The sequence below is a fragment of the Halorubrum distributum JCM 10118 genome, from assembly GCF_000337335.1.
In the GTDB taxonomy this organism is placed as follows: domain Archaea; phylum Halobacteriota; class Halobacteria; order Halobacteriales; family Haloferacaceae; genus Halorubrum; species Halorubrum distributum.
In genome coordinates this window covers 116,581-133,782 of record NZ_AOJN01000018.1, presented here as the reverse complement: position 1 = coordinate 133,782, position 17,202 = coordinate 116,581, and the positions used below count along the sequence as shown (strand labels likewise).

General features: G+C 69.2%; 18 protein-coding genes and 1 pseudogene. 10 read left to right on the top strand and 9 right to left on the bottom strand.

What is annotated here, in order from left to right; genetic code table 11:
* Nucleotides 1–443 precede the first annotated feature (443 nt).
* Complete coding sequence (locus tag C466_RS02725; RefSeq protein WP_004596939.1) at nt 444–806, bottom strand: DUF5518 domain-containing protein; 363 nt, start codon at nt 804–806, stop codon at nt 444–446.
* Between the two features lie 136 nt (nt 807–942).
* Here C466_RS02725 and C466_RS02720 point away from each other — a divergent pair, with 136 nt between their 5' ends.
* Nucleotides 943–2,979: a helicase HerA domain-containing protein gene (locus C466_RS02720; RefSeq protein ID WP_004596941.1), complete on the top strand. Its 2,037-nt coding sequence runs from the start codon at nt 943–945 to the stop codon at nt 2,977–2,979.
* A gap of 6 nt (nt 2,980–2,985) precedes the next feature.
* Here C466_RS02720 and C466_RS02715 read toward each other — a convergent pair whose 3' ends face one another.
* The 3 genes from C466_RS02715 to C466_RS02705 all read right to left on the bottom strand — a co-directional run bounded on the left by C466_RS02715 (nt 2,986) and on the right by C466_RS02705 (nt 5,247).
* A complete protein-coding gene (locus C466_RS02715) occupies nt 2,986–3,897 on the bottom strand; it encodes an acetamidase/formamidase family protein (RefSeq protein WP_004596943.1) in 912 nt (303 codons plus the stop codon).
* Nucleotides 3,898–4,007: 110 nt separating this feature from the next.
* Nucleotides 4,008–4,856 (bottom strand): universal stress protein, encoded by an 849-nt coding sequence (locus tag C466_RS02710; RefSeq protein ID WP_004596945.1) that lies wholly within the window; start codon nt 4,854–4,856, stop codon nt 4,008–4,010.
* Nucleotides 4,857–4,989: 133 nt separating this feature from the next.
* Nucleotides 4,990–5,247, bottom strand: coding sequence for a DUF7542 family protein (locus C466_RS02705; protein ID WP_004599559.1), 258 nt, complete (start codon nt 5,245–5,247; stop codon nt 4,990–4,992).
* A gap of 161 nt (nt 5,248–5,408) precedes the next feature.
* Between C466_RS02705 and C466_RS02700 the strand changes: the two genes are divergently transcribed.
* The 3 genes from C466_RS02700 to C466_RS02690 all read left to right on the top strand — a co-directional run bounded on the left by C466_RS02700 (nt 5,409) and on the right by C466_RS02690 (nt 6,421).
* Nucleotides 5,409–5,654, top strand: coding sequence for a sulfurtransferase TusA family protein (locus C466_RS02700; RefSeq protein WP_004596950.1), 246 nt, complete (start codon nt 5,409–5,411; stop codon nt 5,652–5,654).
* Between the two features lie 2 nt (nt 5,655–5,656).
* Complete coding sequence (locus C466_RS02695; protein ID WP_004596952.1) at nt 5,657–6,040, top strand: DsrE family protein; 384 nt, start codon at nt 5,657–5,659, stop codon at nt 6,038–6,040.
* Nucleotides 6,041–6,217: 177 nt separating this feature from the next.
* A complete protein-coding gene (locus C466_RS02690; protein WP_049908364.1) occupies nt 6,218–6,421 on the top strand; it encodes a hypothetical protein in 204 nt (67 codons plus the stop codon).
* 186 nt (nt 6,422–6,607) lie between these two features.
* Here C466_RS02690 and C466_RS02685 read toward each other — a convergent pair whose 3' ends face one another.
* Together C466_RS02685 and psmA are read right to left on the bottom strand one after the other, a co-directional pair.
* Nucleotides 6,608–7,006, bottom strand: a complete 399-nt coding sequence (locus C466_RS02685) for a helix-turn-helix domain-containing protein (protein ID WP_049897948.1) — start codon at nt 7,004–7,006, stop codon at nt 6,608–6,610.
* A 119-nt stretch (nt 7,007–7,125) separates the two neighbouring features.
* Nucleotides 7,126–7,917 carry an archaeal proteasome endopeptidase complex subunit alpha gene (gene psmA, locus C466_RS02680; protein WP_004599558.1) on the bottom strand — a complete coding sequence of 264 codons (792 nt, stop codon included), beginning with the start codon at nt 7,915–7,917 and terminating at the stop codon, nt 7,126–7,128.
* A 233-nt stretch (nt 7,918–8,150) separates the two neighbouring features.
* Between psmA and C466_RS02675 the strand changes: the two genes are divergently transcribed.
* Genes C466_RS02675 through C466_RS02665 form a run of 3 tightly spaced genes read left to right on the top strand, consistent with a single transcriptional unit; the run spans nt 8,151 to nt 11,595 of the window.
* Nucleotides 8,151–9,578, top strand: coding sequence for a hypothetical protein (locus C466_RS02675; RefSeq protein WP_193366039.1), 1,428 nt, complete (start codon nt 8,151–8,153; stop codon nt 9,576–9,578).
* Entirely contained in the window at nt 9,575–10,411 is an 837-nt protein-coding gene (locus C466_RS02670; RefSeq protein WP_004596960.1) for an ABC transporter ATP-binding protein, read from the top strand. The genes C466_RS02675 and C466_RS02670 overlap by 4 nt, the downstream gene beginning before the upstream one ends.
* Nucleotides 10,408–11,595 carry an ABC transporter permease gene (locus tag C466_RS02665; RefSeq protein WP_004596962.1) on the top strand — a complete coding sequence of 396 codons (1,188 nt, stop codon included), beginning with the start codon at nt 10,408–10,410 and terminating at the stop codon, nt 11,593–11,595. Before C466_RS02670 ends, C466_RS02665 begins: the two co-directional genes overlap by 4 nt.
* 505 nt (nt 11,596–12,100) lie before the next feature.
* Here C466_RS02665 and C466_RS15785 read toward each other — a convergent pair.
* Nucleotides 12,101–13,134: pseudogene (locus C466_RS15785) on the bottom strand (IS1595 family transposase).
* A 381-nt stretch (nt 13,135–13,515) separates the two neighbouring features.
* Here C466_RS15785 and C466_RS02660 point away from each other — a divergent pair.
* Together C466_RS02660 and C466_RS02655 are read left to right on the top strand one after the other, a co-directional pair.
* Nucleotides 13,516–13,923 carry a hypothetical protein gene (locus C466_RS02660; RefSeq protein ID WP_004596973.1) on the top strand — a complete coding sequence of 136 codons (408 nt, stop codon included), beginning with the start codon at nt 13,516–13,518 and terminating at the stop codon, nt 13,921–13,923.
* Between the two features lie 97 nt (nt 13,924–14,020).
* Nucleotides 14,021–14,497, top strand: coding sequence for a hypothetical protein (locus C466_RS02655; protein WP_004596974.1), 477 nt, complete (start codon nt 14,021–14,023; stop codon nt 14,495–14,497).
* Between the two features lie 342 nt (nt 14,498–14,839).
* Here C466_RS02655 and pdxS read toward each other — a convergent pair whose 3' ends face one another.
* Nucleotides 14,840–15,748, bottom strand: coding sequence for a pyridoxal 5'-phosphate synthase lyase subunit PdxS (gene pdxS / locus C466_RS02650; protein ID WP_004596975.1), 909 nt, complete (start codon nt 15,746–15,748; stop codon nt 14,840–14,842).
* A 149-nt stretch (nt 15,749–15,897) separates the two neighbouring features.
* On the opposite strand from pdxS, the gene mobA reads away from it, so the two are divergent.
* Nucleotides 15,898–16,584, top strand: coding sequence for a molybdenum cofactor guanylyltransferase (gene mobA, locus C466_RS02645; protein WP_004596977.1), 687 nt, complete (start codon nt 15,898–15,900; stop codon nt 16,582–16,584).
* Between the two features lie 28 nt (nt 16,585–16,612).
* Here mobA and C466_RS02640 read toward each other — a convergent pair whose 3' ends face one another.
* On the bottom strand, nt 16,613–17,170 hold the full coding sequence (locus C466_RS02640; RefSeq protein WP_004596979.1) for a DnaJ domain-containing protein: 558 nt from the start codon (nt 17,168–17,170) through the stop codon (nt 16,613–16,615).
* Nucleotides 17,171–17,202 lie beyond the last annotated feature (32 nt).

Below are 17,202 nucleotides of genomic sequence, written 5' to 3'. Positions count from 1 at the left end.
CTTTTTATAAACGAACGCTGCGGTGGCGCGCGCCTGCGAGGCCGCCTTGCGGCCGAGCAGCACGCGCGAGGGAGTCGCTGGCTCCCGGAGCGAAGCGGAGGGTGCCAGCGACGAGGCTGGGGAGGCGTGAGGTGCTGTGCTGGGCGGGGCGGGACTCAAAGGGGCAGTCGCGAGGACGAAGCACGGCGACGTAAGCACCGCAATGAGGGAGCGAACGGAGTGAGCGACCGAGTGAGGAGCACAGCGAGCCGCGCGAGTCCTCGCGACTGGGGCTTTGGAGGCGTTCGCCGCCAATTCACGGGTAGCTGTTTATAACCGAGCGGCTGGGGCTTTGGAGGCGTTCGCCGCCAATTCACGGGTAGCTGTTTATAACCGAGCGGCTGGGGCTTTGGGGGCGTTCGCCGCTGATCCGCAATCGATTTTTATAACTAACAGCGACCGGCTTACAGCTCGTTTTTCACGTACACGCCCAGCAGTCCGCCGAGCGCGCTCAGAACCACGGAGTAGGCGACGCCACCCAACACGATGAGCGCCGCGACGAGGACGATCCCCCCGGCAGCGAGACCGACTTCGAGCGGGAACCCGAAGACACCCAGGAACGGAAGGATCACCAGCGCGAGCAGCAGCAGCCCGACGATCGGGATCGACGCGATCGCGCCGGAGAGCGCGCCGACGCGCAGCCCGTCGTCACCATTTAAATACCCGGCAACCGCGCCGCCGAGGAGCGGTGAGATGCCTGTAAAGGAGAGCACCGCCGACGCGATAGCGCCGACGACCGCGTTGAGGAGGGTGTTCTCGGTGTCCATGCGCGGTCGGACTCGCGGCGGCGGCATACGTCTTGCGGACCGCGGAACGCGGCCCGGTCGCGCTCCGCCCACAACCGATGCCACCGCCCGCCGACCGAGGCGATAGTTTATGAGGCGGGCGCCACCTCTCACGGGTATGAGCGAGGAGGAGGCGATCCACGTCGCGGACGTCAGCGAGGGGATCGGCGGCGACGCGACGGCGGAACCCGGCTCTCCGGTCGAACTCCCGGTCGTCGACGTGCTCACCGGTCGGTCCTTCATCACGGGGAAGAGCGGGTCCGGGAAGAGCAACACCGCAAGTGTCGTGATAGAAAATCTGCTATCTAACGGATTTCCTGTCATGATCGTGGACACAGACGGTGAATATTACGGTTTAAAAGAAGAGTATGAAATTCTTCACGCCGGCGCGGACGACGAGTGCGACATCGTCGTCTCCCCCGAGCACGCCGAGAAGCTCGCGACCCTCGCCTTAGAGCAGAACGTCCCGATCATCTTGGACGTCTCCGGCTACCTCGAAGAGGAGACCGCCAACGAGCTCCTCCTCGAAGTCGTCAAACAGCTGTTCGCGAAGGAGAAGCGGATGAAGAAGCCCTTCCTGCTCGTCATCGAGGAGTGCCACGAGTACATCCCCGAAGGCGGCGGGATGGACGAGACGGGCAAGATGCTGATCAAGGTCGGCAAGCGCGGACGGAAACACGGCCTCGGCATCGTCGGGATCAGCCAGCGCCCCGCCGACGTCAAGAAGGACTTCATCACGCAGTGCGACTGGCTCTGCTGGCACCGGCTCACCTGGGACAACGACACGAAGGTGGTCGGGCGCATCCTCGGCTCGAAGTACGCGAGCGCGGTGGAGGACCTCGGCGACGGCGAGGCGTTTCTGATGACCGACTGGGACGAGTCGATCCGCCGGATCCAGTTCCACCGCAAGGAGACGTTCGACGCGGGCGCGACCCCCGGGCTCGACGACTTCGAGCGCCCGGAGCTGAAGTCGGTCTCCAGCGACCTCGTCGGCGAGCTCGAGTCCATCTCCGACGAGAAGGAGCGCCGCGAGTCCGAGATCGCGGACCTCAAACAGGAGCTCGAGAAGAAGGACCGGCGGATCGCCGACCTCGAACGCGAGCTGGAGGAGGCCCGCGACCTGAGCGACATGGCCGACCAGTTCGCGCAGGCGCTGCTGGGGAAGGCGGAGGCGCCGTACCGCGGCGGCGGCGGCCGAGCCGCGAGAATGCCTGAGCGACCCGACGCCGGACGGCCTGACGGCGCCCGCGACGGCGACGACGCGGAGAGCGGCGACCAGTCCGTGCTCAAGTCGTACGACGAGGCGGTCGCCGCGACCGAAGAGCGCGCGCAGGAGGCGGACGAATCGGGGACCGATCCCGCGGCCGAATCGGGCGCCTCGGCCGCCGACGGCGGCGCCGAGATCGACGAGAGCGACGCCGACGCCGCGGACGCCGACGCCGCGGGACCCGCCCCGGAATCCGAGTCGGGCACACCGGACGACGTCGACCCGGTCACCCGCGACGACGTCGCCGAGAGCGCGCTCCGGTTCGACGACGCGATCGAACTCGGCACCCGAGAGGCCGTCATCGAGGAGCTCCGATCGCGGATCGAGGCGCTCCCGGAGCTCTCGCGCGGGATGCTCCGCCACTACCGCCGCGAGGGCGCGAGCGACCCCGTCGCGGCGCACATCGACGCCGGCGGCGACGGCGACTCCGGGCACGCCTACAGCCGCCACCGACCGATCCGTCGCGCGGGGCTCATCCGCCACGCCGGCCGCGGCAGCTACGCCTACGCGGTCCCGGACCTCGTCCGCGAGGCGTACGCCGACCGCCTCGACGAGGACCAGGTCGACGAGATCGTCCGCGCCGTCGAGCGCGTCTTCGTCCCGCCCGCGGAGCTACACTACCCGCTGGACGCCGACCCGGCCGACGTGGAGGGCGAGGCGGGCACCGAAGCCGACGACAGAACCGCCTTGGAGGGCGCTGACGGCGCGACCACCGAAGGCGACGAGGCAGCCGCCGAGCGCGAGGGGAACTCCGCGAGCGCCGAGGCCGGTGAGAGCGCCGAGGCCGGTGAGAGCGCCGAGGCCGGTGAGACCGGTGAGGCCGAGCCGCCGACCGATCCCGGCCTGAGCGACGCCGCGCGGCGGTTCGCCGAGCGGTCGGAGCGCTGATCGCGGTCAGAACGGCAGCGAGAGGTACTCGCTCGGCACCGCGTTCCGCGCCGTCACCTGGGGGTCGACCACCTGACTGACCTCCAGCCCGCCGACGAGGCTCGAAAAGAGGTACGCGTCGGTGCGCGAGAACCCGTGGTCGTGCGTCAGGAGGTCCAGCATGTCGCCGTTCGCCAGTTCGACCGCCTCCTCCATCGTCTCGGCGCTCGCGACCGTCTTCACCGCGTCGCCGGTGTCGAGGAGGGGCCGGTCCGGCGAGACGGCCGGGTTCTCGATCACCGAGAGCGTCGCGTCGACCTCGACCGCGATCTCGGCGCCGGTCCCGCACATCTCGCCGTCGGCCATCGCGGCCTTCGCGTCGCCCAGCGCCAGCATCGCGCCCTCCTGAAAGACCGGGAAGTAGACCGTCGTCCCGCCGGTCACGTCGGTCGTGTCGAGGTTGCCGCCGTGGTCGTCGGGCGTGAGCGTCGAGACCGTCTCGCCGCCCGTGGCGACGCCGATCGTCCCGATCACGGGCTCGACGGGCACGTCTATCCCTTCGAAGTCGATCGATTCTCCGTCGCCGTCGACCTCGGTGATCCGCGTCGCCGGATGGTCGATCTCGGGGTCGTCCTGGAGAAGTCCGAACCCGGGCGCGGTGAGTACGCGACCGCGGTCCTCGGCGACCCGGACCGCCTCGATTTCGACGGCGAGGACGTCGCCGGGGCTCGCGCCCGACACGGCGATCGGTCCCGTCGCGGCGTTGACCTCCTCCGGGATCGCGTCCAGCAGGTCGTCGTCCGTCTGAATCTCGCCGTTCAGGCTGTCTATCGTCTCGATCGTCAGCGACTCGCCGTCGGCTGCCTCGTAAACCGGGTCCATCTCCGGGCCGAACTCGTAGACGTGGCCGTCGCGTTGCGTGATCGTCTCGCGTGTCATCACGTCGTCTTGGACGCGCCGTCGACAAAAACCTCGGCCGCCGGCATCGCACCGAGTCACCGCGGCAACGTCACCGAACCGAGTCATCGCGGCAACGTCACCGCACCAAGTCACCGCGACGGCGTCGCCTCGGGCGGGACGAGCAGGACGTTGTTCGTCCCGCGCGCAACGATCGACTCAGCGGTGCTGCCGAGGAGGAGGCGCCGAAGCCGACTCGTCCCGCGCGCGCCGATGAGCGTCGTCGTCGCGCCCACACGCTCCTCTTCGGCCGTGATCTCCTCGACGGGGTTCCCCGACCGAACGCTGGTTTCGACGTCGATCCCCATCCGATCGTGGAGGTCGCTCGCCAGTTCGTCCAGCCGCTCCTCGGCGTCCACCCTCGACGCCGAATCCCCCCGACCGCCGACGTGGAGCAGGGACGCCCGCTCGGTCGCGCCCGTCAGCGCCGGGAAGAAGTCGTAGGCGCGTGCCGCGTTCTCGGAGAAGTCGGTCGCGTACAGCACATTCTGGAACAGGTGTTCCTTCCTGACCGCGTGGCCGTCGGGCGTCTCCTCGATCCGCTCGACGAGCAGCGGTCTGACTGCCGTCCGCGCGACGTTGCGAACGGTTCCGCCGATGAGCCGGTTCCGAAGCGGGGCCTCGCCGCGCGACCCGACGACGATCATGTCCGCGTCGACCCGCTCGGCCAAGCCGTTGATGCGCCGGTGCGGAGTCCCGCGAGCGACGTGGGTCTCCACGTCGAACCCCGCGCGCTCGAACACGCGCCGCTGCGGGGCGAGCGCCTCTTTTGCGTCGGTGGCAGCCTCCATTCCCGGCAGCCCGCTGGAGACGTTGTCCGGGACGACCGTCAACAGGTGTACCTCCCGGACGCCGATGTTGTCGAGGCACTCGAGACAGGTCCGAGACTCGATCGCCGCCTCGTTCGCGTCCGATAGGTCCGTCGCGAATACGATACGCATACGTCCCCGTTCGCTCTCGCCAGTAATATTGCTTTTGTTGTACAATATCCAATTTACAGTTCCACTCACGATCCACGGGTCGCGGTCGCGGAGGTGCGTTCGGAGACCGGTCGCTCCCGCCGGGCGACCGGGTTCAGGCGCTCGGGTCCGACGCCGTCGACGGGTCGTGATCGAGGAGGGGCGAGTCCGGGTTGGCACACCCCTCTCGGCCGCAGACGCCGGCGTCGTCGCCCGCGCGCTCGACCCCGGGGGCCAGCCCGCCAATCTCCCAGTCGACGGCGTGACCCGTCTCGCGCTCGTGGTCGTCGAGCGCGGTCCGCGCCCGCCGGAGCGAGTCGAACGCCTCCTCGTACGCGCAGTCGGTACAGCGAACGCGAACGGTCGTCGACATGGCCCCGGCTTCGGCCCCGACGACCGTAAGTGCCGCCATCGGCGGTCGGTCCGACCGATTCGGCGTCCGGCGTCACTCCGGCGCACCCCAATATTGGAATAAACACACAAGATTAAAATCGTCTCGGGTAGTATTGCCCCTTGCGTACAATCAACTGACCCATGAGCACTGAACTCGACATCGCGGAGACGCTGGACGTGAAAGGACTGAGCTGCCCGATGCCCATCGTGAAGACGAAGGGCGCGATCGACGACCTCGCCCCCGGCGAGGTGCTCGAAGTCGTCGCGACCGATCCGGGCAGCGTGAGCGACATCGACGGGTGGGCGACCGGTACCGACGGCGTCACGCTCCTCGAACAGGAGGAGGGCGACGACGTGTACACCCACTACGTCCGCAAGGAGGAGTGAACATGGACGAAATCGGCATCATCATCTCCGACGACGACCCGAAGAACCTCGCGATGGCGACTAACCTCGGCCACGTCGCGCTGACGATGGACACGGACGTGTTCCTCTACTTCACCTTCGACGGGCTGACGCACCTGCTGGAGGGCGAGAAGGACCTCTCTTCGGTCCAGCCGCTCCTCGACGAGGGGATGCCGAACCCCTACGACATGCTCGACCAGCTGATCGCCGACGGCGGCGAGGCGGTCACCTCGGTCGCGTGTACGACGACGCTGGACATGCTCCAGTGGGAGCAGGACGCCATCGACGACGACCTGACGACGCAGTTCGCCGGCGCGGTCACGTTCCTCGAAGCGGCCGACGAGGCCGACCACGTGTTCACGTTCTGAGCGTCGGCGCCGCGTCACCGCTCCCGGTTTTCCCCCTTTCCGTCCGTTCTCCAGACGCGTCGCCGTCCGAAACGGCCGCTCGCCGAGGGGGCCTCTGCGGGCGCGAGCGCAGCGCGTGCCCGAGCCGTGCGAGGCCGGACCACACCGTTTTCTGAAAGTAGTGTATAAACCGCACACGTGCCCGCTGAAAAGCGCTGTCCGGACTGTGAAGAACCGCTCGAAGAGATGGAGCTACAGGGAACCGACGCGGTGGGGTCGCTCTCGATAGTCTCTCAGGGGTCGAACGAGGGGTTTCTCGGCGGCCTCCGAGCGGACGAGATCCTCGCGCCGGTCCCGTACGTCTGTCCCGACTGCCGACGGACCCTCCTCTACGCGGAATAGCGACGGGAAACAGCGCGCGGAACGCCGCACGAACCGCACCGAACGCCGGAACGGGAATCCGGCCGGTGGCCGCGTTCCCCGCGGAAGGACCGACGCGAGGCCGACACCGGCCGCTCGCGCCGAGCGCTGCTCGTTGGGGCGGCTCCCGAACGAACGGCCAGTCCCGACCGTTGGGGCGGCTCCCGGTCAGTTCTTGACGGCGGCGCGCTCGGGCTGCTCGTACTTCTCCTCGAACTCGCCGATGAGCTGGCCCATCTTCGCGTACCAGTCGTTGAGCATCCGCTGCATGTCGTCGGCGATCTGCGACGGGTCCGTCGGCCGGTACACGTGGTAGTACCCGCCCTGTTCGTAGTTTATCTGCTCCTTCTGAATGAAGCCGGCCTTGAGGAGCCGCTGGACCGCGCGGTAGGCGGTCGAGCGCTCGCGGTCGACGCGCTCCGCGACCTCGTCGATCGTGAGCGCCTCGTCGGACGACACGAGCGCCTGGTAGCAGTCCTTGTCCAACTGCTTCAGGCCGTGGAAACACTCGAGTAACCCCTCGCACTCCATGTCTCGTTGGAGCTGTTCAGACATCGAATCGGGCATTTTACGCCGTAAAAGAGGGTTTCCGCCGTGATAAGTGTTGTGTGTACGACGTACAATCACGCACACGGCGCGGAGCGGCCGGCCGCCGGTCGGGGTCCCGGCGCCTCCGGGACTGATCGTTACTCGGCGTCGTCGCCGTCCGCGTCGTCGGCCTCGGACTCGTCGCCGTCCGCAGCTTCCTCGTCGGCGGCGTCGAGGCCCGCCGCCTCGAACGCGTCTTCGACCTCCTCGACCGGGACCGTCCGGTAGCCGTCGGCCTCGGTCACCGCCGCGACCGCGAGGTCCGAGGGCTCGAACTCGTCGTCGTGGGCGGCCAGCGCCGCGACGGCGAGCTCGATGCCGTCCGAAAGCGAGAGGTCGTCGGTCCACTCGTCTTCGAGGTGGCCCTGGATCTCCTGCCGGCCGCCGCCGATGACGGTCGCCTTCCACTCGTTGGGCGTGCCGGAGGGGTCGGCGGCGAACAGGCGCGGCTCGCCGTCGTCGATGCCGCCGATGAGGAGCGCGGCCCCGTAGGGGCGCGTGCCGCCTCGCTGCGTGTTCTCCTGGATGTGGTCGGTGACGAACTTCGTCAGCGTCTCGACGCCGACCGGCTCGCCGTAGCGCAGGCGGTTCCCCTGCGACTGGCGGCGCGCGAGGTCGATCAGCTGGCGGGCGTCGGCGACGTGGCCCGCGCTCGCGGTGCCGACGTGGTCGTCGAGCTTGTGGAGCTTCTCGATGCTCTCGGCCTCCATCAGCGACGAGGAGGGGCGAGACATCGCGACGAAGACGACGCCGTCGGTCGTCCGGACGCCGACGCTCGGCGCGCCGCGCGAGACGGCCTCGCGGGCGTACTCGACCTGGTAGATGCGCCCGTCCGGCGAGAACAGCGACGTGCCGCGGTCGTACGCCTGCTGGTCGTTGTTCCCCATCATCGCCGATCCCCCGCTCGCGCGGTGTCGCGTTCGCTCATTACTGCCATTTACGTCGGCCCGTTGAAAAAGCATCCGTAACCGGTACGTCTCGGAGGCCGCCGAAACCGCGAGTCCGGCGGCCCACCGGTCGCCGAACGGGATCAGAAGGAGCTCTCGTCGCGTCCGTCGCGACGCGGCGCTACGGGGACGCTTCCGTCGCCGACGGATATATCTTCGACGGTCGCTTAGGAGATATGACATTGACGCTCACACGAACCACAGCCGCGCTGCTGGCCGCGCTGACGATGCTCGCGGCTGTCGGCGGGGCGTTCGCGATCGGCGGCGCGGCGGCGGTACCGGACGCGCGGATCACCGTCGGCGAAGTCGGGACGTCGCCGAGCGACCCGACCGTCGGCGAGCGAACGGCGCTGAACGTCACCGTCTCGAACTCCGGCGGGAGCGACGCGGCAGCGAACGTCACTGAGGTCCGCGTCCGGAACGCCGACGGCGACGTGCTCGACAGCGTCTCGGGCGTCGGCGCCCTCTCCGCGGGCGACTCGCTCGACGCGACGCTGTGGACGGCGTTCGAGGAGCCGGGCGAAAGGCGGCTCACCGTCGAGGCGGTCGCGAACCAGTCGACGAGCGGCGAGCTCGTGACCGTCAGTCGCGACACCGTCATCGAGGTTCGGCCGACCCAGGTCGCGCTCGACCTGCGGACCCGCGCGCTCGACCCCGAGGACCTCCGGAGCGACGACGATGGCGAAGCCTCGGCCGGCGACCTCGGCGTCGGCGGCATTCAGGGGATCTTCGGCGGCGGCGGCGGGCTCGACACGGGCGACGCCGGCGGCCAGGGCGACGCGCCGCCGGTCGCCGACTCCCCCGTCGAGGTGACGGTGGTCAACACCGGCACGACGACCGCCGACCGCGTCAGCCTCCGGGCCGTCGGGACCGCGGTCGGCGGCGACGGCGCGAACGGCTCCGACGGCACAGAGACCGTCTCGGTCGGCCCGTTCGTCGTCGAGGACGTCGCGCCCGGCGAGGAGCGGCGGGTGATCGTCGACCTCGGGCCGCTCGACCGGCGGTCGGAGGTGACGGTCACCGCGGCGTTCCGCGTCGACACGGACCAGCGGAACGAGCGCGGCGCCGACCGCACCGCGGAGTCGACGGTGACGTACCCGGTGCGCGAGGCGACGCCGACCGTGACCGACGCGACGGTCCGCGAGGGCGAGGACGGCGCGGTCGTCGTCGACGCGAACCTCGGCAACGCCGGGAACGGTGAACTGACGGGCGCGGTCGTCTCGGTCGGCGACGCGCCCGGCGTCGAGCCGACGCCGACGGGCGGCGAGTACTTCGTCGGGACGCTCGGCGCGAGCGACTTCGTCGGGTTCGACCTGTCGACCGCGGTGAACGCCTCCGTCGCCGACGAGATCCCGATCCGCGTCACCTACACCGAGCGGGGGGTCCGGTACACGGAGACGCTGACGGTAGCGGCGCCCGAACCGGACGACGACGACGCGGGCGGCGGCGCGCTCGGTCGGATCGGCGGCGGCGGCGTCGGGGCAGCGGGCGCGGTGGCGAGCGGGTTCGCGCTGCTCGGTCTCGCCGGCGCGGTCGGCGTCGCGGTCAGGACCGGACGGGTCGGGGGCTCGACGGCGCGGCGACGCGACGGATCGGCGCCGTGAGCGGGGACGCCGGACTCGGCGCGGAGCCCGCGGACGACGCGGCCGCGGCGGCCGTCGCTGACGAGGCGGGCGCCGACGCGAGCGGCGGGAACACCGCCCCGAGCGACGACTACGGCGTCGCGCTTCGAGGGGTGGACAAGCGCTACACGAGCGGGGGCGGCGAGCCGGTCGTCGCGCTCGACGACGTCGACTTCGCGGTGCGGCCCGGGGAGTTCGTCGCGGTCGTCGGCCCCAGCGGCTCCGGGAAGTCGACGCTGCTGAACGTGCTCGGGCTGCTCGACGACCCGACCGCGGGCCGGCGCCTCCTCGACGGAACCGACGTGACGAACCTCTCGGTCGCGGAGCGGACGCGGGCGCGCAAGGAGTCGATCGGGTTCGTCTTCCAGGACTTCCACCTCCTGCCGACGCTGACCGCGGTCGAGAACGTCGCGATGCCGACCGCGTTCGACCCCGGCGACGCGAGCGACCGGGCGGCGGACCTGCTCGCGCGGTTCGGGCTCGGCGACCGGCTCGACCACGAGCCGAGCGAGCTCTCGGGCGGGCAGAAGCAGCGCGTCGCCATCGCCCGCGCGCTGATCAACGAGCCCGCCGTGCTGCTCGCGGACGAGCCGACGGGGAACCTCGACACCGAGACGGGGGAGGCGATCCTCGCGGAGTTCGAGCGCGTCAAGGCCGAGGGCGTCGCCGTCGTCGCGGTGACGCACGACCCGCTCGTCGAGGAGTACGCCGACCGCGTCGTCGACCTCACCGACGGGGAGATGACCGGCGGGCTGCCGGCCGACGGGCTCCCGGCCGACGGGCCGCCGGGGGGGGAGACGGGGGACGACCGATGAGCGACGGCGACGGACGAGCGGCGAGCGGGCTCACCGACGGACTCTCCGGCTGGCTGCGCGGCTGGCGCCCGGCGGTGTCGATGGCCTCGCGGAACCTGCGACGGAACCGGGTGCGGACGGTGCTGGCGGTGCTGGGCGTCTGTATCGGCGTGCTCGCGGTCGCGGCGCTCGGAATCTTCGGGAACGTGCTGGCGCTGGGCGCCGACGACGCCATCGGCGACATCGGGACGCAGGTCGTCGTCTCGCCGAACAACGACGCGGGCGTGGAGTCGCTGTCGGACGCGGACGTGGCGTCGATCCGGCGCGCGGTCGGCGAACCGGCCGTGGTCCCGCTGTACTCCGACAGCGCCACGGTCGCGCGGCAGGGCGACCAGACGTTCGCGACGGTGTACGGGGTCGAGGAGCCCGCGCTGGCGTACGAGGCCGCCGAGGGGAGACTCCCCGAGCGCCACCGGCAGGGCGCGATCCTCGGCGCGGGGATCGCCGAGGACCTCGAGGCGGGCGCGGGCGACACCGTCGAGATCGCGGGCTCGCAGGTGCGGGTGATCGCGGTGCTGGTCGAGAGCCAGACGTTCAGCCCGGTGGCCCCCGACGACGCCGTCTTCCTGCCGGAGTCGGCGTTCTCGGCCGACGGTTACGCGCAGGCGCTCGTCGTCTCCGACTCGGGCGCCGAGGCGCGCGCGGCGGCCGACGCCATCCGCGAGTCAGTGAACGCCCGCCAGGACCGGGTGGAGCTGTTCGAGCTGGCCGCCCTCGTCGACGAGATCAACGAGTTCTTCGACCTGCTCTCGACGTTCCTGCTCGGGCTCGGCGCCATCTCGCTGGTCGTCGCCGGCGTCTCGATCCTCAACGTGATGCTGATGAGCACCGTCGAGCGCAGACAGGAGATCGGCGTGATGCGCGCGGTGGGCGTCGCCCGCCGCGACGTGCTCCGCGTCCTGCTCGCGGAGGCCGGGCTGATCGGCGCGGCCGGCGCCGCGGCCGGCACGCTGCTCACCGTCCTGCTCGTCGTCGGGCTCGTCCTCGCGACGCCCGCGGTCGACGCCGCGCTCGTGCTCGACCCGACGAACGGTTACTACCTCCTGCTCGCGCTCGTCTTCGGCGTCGGCGTCGGGATCGTCAGCGGCGCGTACCCCGCCTGGAAGGCCGCCAGCGAGCGGCCGGTCGAGGCGCTGCGGAACTGACTCCGCGCGGTCGTCGACTAGCCGCACCGCGCTGTGCTATTTAAAAGTCAAGCGGCGCGCCGGCGAGCGCCCGGAGGGCGCGAGCCGACCGCGAGGGAATCGGTGGCCCGGAACGGAGTGGAGGGCCACCGACGAGGCTGGGGAGGCGTGAGGCTGCGGTCGCTGTGCGGGGCGGGACTCAAAGGGGCAGTCGCGAGGCGGGCGCAGGCGACGTAAGNCCGACGAGGCTGGGGAGGCGTGAGGCTGCGGTCGCTGTGCGGGGCGGGACTCAAAGGGGCAGTCGCGAGGCGGGCGCAGGCGACGTAAGCACCGCAAGGAGTGAGCGGAGCGAACGACTGAGGAGCGTGGTTCGAGACGCCGGAGGCGTCTCGTCATCCCGAAAATCTACGACGCTCTTGTGTAGCACATTGTTGATTTCAGAGAGTGGCTTTGACGGCGTGTTTGAGAGCTTCTCGTCCTGGTTTGCGATAGAGTTCTANCGCTCTTGTGTAGCACATTGTTGATTTCAGAGAGTGGCTTTGACGGCGTGTTTGAGAGCTTCTCGTCCTGGTTTGCGATAGAGTTCTAGTCTGAGTTGGAACGCTCGGAAATACTGTGTGAGGCGGTCTTTTGAGATGCCTCGATGCGGCGAGAGCCACCGTCGCGCCAGCGACGCGTGGCTCTCGCAGGAGTTCACGTGGACCGTGTCGTCGGCGTACTCACCGTCTCCGTGAACGACGTATTCGCGGTCAAATTGGTCGTCTTCTTCAAGCGGATCGTACGCGCAAAATCCGTCGGTATAGACGGTGAGAGGCTCCTGCTGGCGGTCAGCCAGCAGGAGCCGGATCGTCGATTCATTTGCGGATTTCGCTGGCACAACGTACCGCTGCTCGGTGCCACGATCCACGAGAACGAACGCAGGCGGTTTGTCTTGATCATACGTTCCGCGTCCGCGTCGAGAGAGGCCGCGAGAGCGCGACCAGCGGTCGCGCTCGCGGCCTTTCAAGCCGGCAGAGACGTAGAACTCGTCAATTTCAACCGGGCCACGGAGATCGAGNCTCGCGGCCTTTCAAGCCGGCAGAGACGTAGAACTCGTCAATTTCAACCGGGCCACGGAGATCGAGTGACGGCGCGTCGAGCGCTTCGGCGAAGCGCTCGACACGCCTGTGTATCGTTTTGTAGGTGACCTCGATTTCGCACTGTAACTGCCTGAGACTCGTGTTAAACCGCAAGAACGCGTAGATCGAGAACAACCATTTGCGGAGTGCGATCTTCGAGTGAGCGAAGATTGTGCCGGTCTTATCGTTGAACGTGCGGCCGCAATCCTTACAGAGATACCGCTGAAAGTGCCCGTAGCTGCCGTTTCTGACCGTTCGGTCAGAACGGCAGNAACGTGCGGCCGCAATCCTTACAGAGATACCGCTGAAAGTGCCCGTAGCTGCCGTTTCTGACCGTTCGGTCAGAACGGCAGCGAGGACAAGAAACGCCGTCACGCCAGCGAACCTGTTGGAGCAGGTCCGCTGCGACCGATTCCGACCCAAACGCATCTAGCGGAATCATCCGTGTCGGACACCGCTGACGCGGTGTCCTTGTCCTCTTCGACTCGACAGCAGCAGCTCAGCAGTATCAACAATCTCCTACAGAAGAGCGNGTGTCGGACACCGCTGACGCGGTGTCCTTGTCCTCTTCGACTCGACAGCAGCAGCTCAGCAGTATCAACAATCTCCTACAGAAGAGCGAATCTACGATTTTCGGGCGACAGCGAGCGTGCGCCCGCCTCGCGACTGGGGCTTTGGCGGTGTTCTCCGCTGGTCAGTAGTCGAGCGTTTATAAGTGAGCGGCTGGGGCTTTGGAGGCGTTCGCCGGCGATCCACAGTCAGCCATTTATAAACACGATTGGTCAGCCAAACGCCTATTTGTCGCTGTTCCGTGCGGCTGGTTATGTCCCCCAAGCGGCGGGCCGTCGTCCTCCTCGGCGCGGGCGCGGTCGGGTTCGGCGCGCTCGGGTACCGCGAGCTGACGGACTGCGAGGAGTTCGCCTGCTTCGCGTTCGAGTATCAGGGCGCGGACGACGCGCCGAACCGGCTGACGATCGAACACACCGGCGGGACGGAGCGGCTCCGCGCGGGAGACGTGTTCGTCACGAACGTCAGCACCGACTACGAGGCGGGCGAGTCGGACACCCTCGCGTGGGCCGAGTTGGACGACGACCTCGGGCCGGACGACGCGATCGACGGGGAAGGGGTACGGATTTCGATCCGGTTCCCGGACGTCGTGACGGTCCGCTGGCGTCGCGACGGCGACGAGGAGGTCGTCGGGGCGTGGGTGTACGACGACGACGAGCGGTGAGCGTTTCTCGGGTCGACTTCGTCGACCGCCCTCGCTGTGGCCCGGCTGACTCCTGAGCCCCGAACCGCTTTTGCGCGCGGCGACGCACCCACCGGGCATGGTCCTCGAAAGCGTGCGCTCCTCCCCGCACATCGTCGGTGCCTCCCCGGCGAGGGAGTTGCTGGCGCTGGCGGTGGGCGGGATCCTCCCGCTCGCCTCCGTCGGATTCGTGCTCGGACTGGACGTCGGGCTCTCCCTGTGGTGGATCGCGGTGACGCTCGGGATCGCCGTCGCGGCGGGATTCGCGGGTGCGGGCCTCGTCCCGACCGTCGGCTCGCTGTGGCTCGTCGGACTCTGGTGGTTCGCCTTCCCCCCGCTCGTCGGTTATGTTACGGGTAACTGGACGGGAGCAGGCCGGTACACCTACCCGCGAATGCTGGGATACGGGTACGAGTCAGCACGCGCGGAGTTGCTCGGCGGGACCGAGTACGGATTTAAATATGGGCTGCTGTTCGCGGTCGTGATCGGGCTCGTCGGGTACGGTGTCGGGACGGGGATTAATCGACTCTCGACGGGAACGAGAGAGTCTCGATAAACCCTCGTTCGTTTATAAACAACTGACTGCGGATCGACGGTGACCGCCTCCAAAGCCCCAGCCGGGAGGCCGCAGTACGCTCGTTGCGCTCCTCGCTCGCTCCGCTCGCTGCGGTGCTAACGTCGCCTACTGCGGCCTCCCGGCTGCCCCTTTGAGTCCCGCCCCGCACGGCACCGCAACCGCACCTCACACCTCCCCAGCCTCGTCGCTGGGACCCTCCGCTTCGCTCCGGGAGCCAGCGACTCCCTCGCACCGTCGGTTCGCGGCCCTTCGGGCCGCTCACCGGGGCGCGCCACCGCAGTTCCATTTATAAGAAGCCGCCGTGCTATCGAAAAGACCTATTTAAACGCCGCGGCCTTGGAGCTTCTCTTCCTCCTCCATGTCCTCGTTGGACTGGCCTTTCATTCCCTTGCCGGTGCCGCTCGCGATTCGGGCGAGCTCGTCGGGGTCGTCCCAGTTGTTGACTGCCTCGACGATGGCGGTGCCCATCGCCTCGGGGTCCTCCGCGCCGAAGATACCGGAGCCGACGAAGATGCCGTCGCAGCCGTGGTACATCATCAGCGCGGCGTCGGCGGGCGTCGCGATGCCGCCGGCCGCGAAGTTGACGACCGGGAGCCGCTCCGCCTCGGCGGTCTCGTGGACGAGGTCGCGCGGGGCGCCGTTTTCGCGGGCCCACTTCTCGCGCTCCTCGTAGTTGAGGCCGGTGAGCGTCCGGATCTGGTTCTTGATGGTGCGCTGGTGTTTGACGGCCTGGTTCACGTCGCCCGTGCCGGCCTCGCCCTTCGTCCGGATCATCGCGGCGCCCTCGCGGATGCGGCGGAGCGCCTCGGGGAGGTTCCGGGCGCCGCAGACGAACGGCGAGGTGAAGTCCCGCTTGTCCGTGTGGTACTCGTCGTCGGCGGGCGTGAGCACCTCGGACTCGTCGATCATGTCGACGCCGAGCGACTCCAGGATCTCGGCCTCCTTGCGGTGGCCGATCCGCGATTTGCCCATCACCGGGATCGACACCTCGTCGATGATCTCGGGGACGCGCTCGGGGTCGGGCATCCGCGCGACGCCGCCGCGCTTCCGGATGTCCGCCGGGACGTGTTCGAGCACCATCACGGCGACCGCGCCGGCGTCCTCCGCGATGCGGGCCTGCTCGCGGTTGACGACGTCCATGATCACGCCGCCCTTCTGCATCTGCGCGAAGCCGCGCTTGACCAGCTCAGTCCCCCGCTTCAGCTCCTCGAGATCCGTGGCCTCTGGCATGAATATGGGTTGGGTCGCCGGCCACTTAACGGGTCGCTTTCGGGCGGATGGGCGGGCGAGCGCGTCGTTCGCGGATCGAGCCGAGCCGAGATTCTCACCGGGGAGATACCACCGCAACCGCGAAGTCCCCCGCCGCCCAAGCCGCCGGCGTGACCTCCGGAGCCATCCTCGCGGGCGGCCGCTCGACGCGCTTCGGCGACGCCGACAAATCGGTCGCGCCGATCGCCGGCGTCCCGATGATCCGCCGCGTCGCGAACCGGCTCGCGGGGACCGACGACCCGGTCCCGCCCGGCGCTGACCGCGCGGGCGGCGGCGACTCGGTCGTCGACGAGCTCGTCGTCAACTGCCGCCCGGACCAGCGCGAGGCGATCGAGGAGGCGCTGTCGGGGGTTTCGCTCCCCGTCCGCTGGGCGCTCGACGAGGAACCGGACCTGGGCCCGCTGGGAGGGATCCGGAACGCCTGTCGAGCGGCGACCGACGCGTACGCCGTCGTCGTCGCCTGCGACATGCCGTTCGTCGACCCGTCGTTCCTCGCCGCGCTGCGCGAGACGGCCGCGGACCCGGGGGTCGACGCCGTAATCCCGCGGCTCGACGACCGCTGGTATCAGACGACGCAGGCCGTCTACGCGACCGGGCCGGCCGCGGACGCCTGCGACCGCGCGCTCGACCGGGGTGACAGGAAGATACTCGCGATGGCGGACCAACTGGAGGCGGTCGTCGTCGACGACGAGGCGATCCGGTCGCTGACGACCGAGCGCACCTTCACGAACGTCAACACGCAGTCCGAACTCGACGCTGCCGAACGAGCGGTCGCCGCGGCGCTCGGCGCGGAGTGAGAGTCGGCGGGAGATAGCGACCCGTCGATCAGTTCTTCAGCACTTCGTACGCCTCGTTGAGCCGCTTGAACCCCTCCTCGTCGCCGTCCTCGCCGTCCGGGTGAAGCCGCTTCGCGCGCTCGCGGTACCGCCGGCGAACCGCCTCGCTGTCGGCCGTCCGATCGAGCCCGAGCGTCTCGTACGCCTCCCGCTCGGTCATCCTGTCGGTCGCTGGCGCGCGGTCTCGGGGGTCTCTGGCTCCGGTTCCGCCGGGACCGCGAGCGCCGCGCTGCCCCGTCCCCGGACCCGCACTCGGACCGCGACCGCCGTCGGTGCCGGCGGCGCGGTACGCGCGCTCCCGGTTGGCCTCGGCGCGGGCGCGCTGTCTGGCGCGCTCGCGCTCCGTCGGACCCGCCTGCTCGGCCGACCGCCGGGCCTGGTCGTGGAGGCGCCCGCTGGCGTGGTACCAGAGGAAGTACGACACGGCGCCGAACGGCACCGCGAGCGCCAGCGCGATCGGGTGGAGGACGACCCCGCCGATCAGGAGCAGCGCCGTCATGCCGACGAACGCTCCGGCGAGCCCCACGACGATCGTTCGGTTCGTCACGGTCGTATTCGGGGGCGGAGGACCGTAAGGCT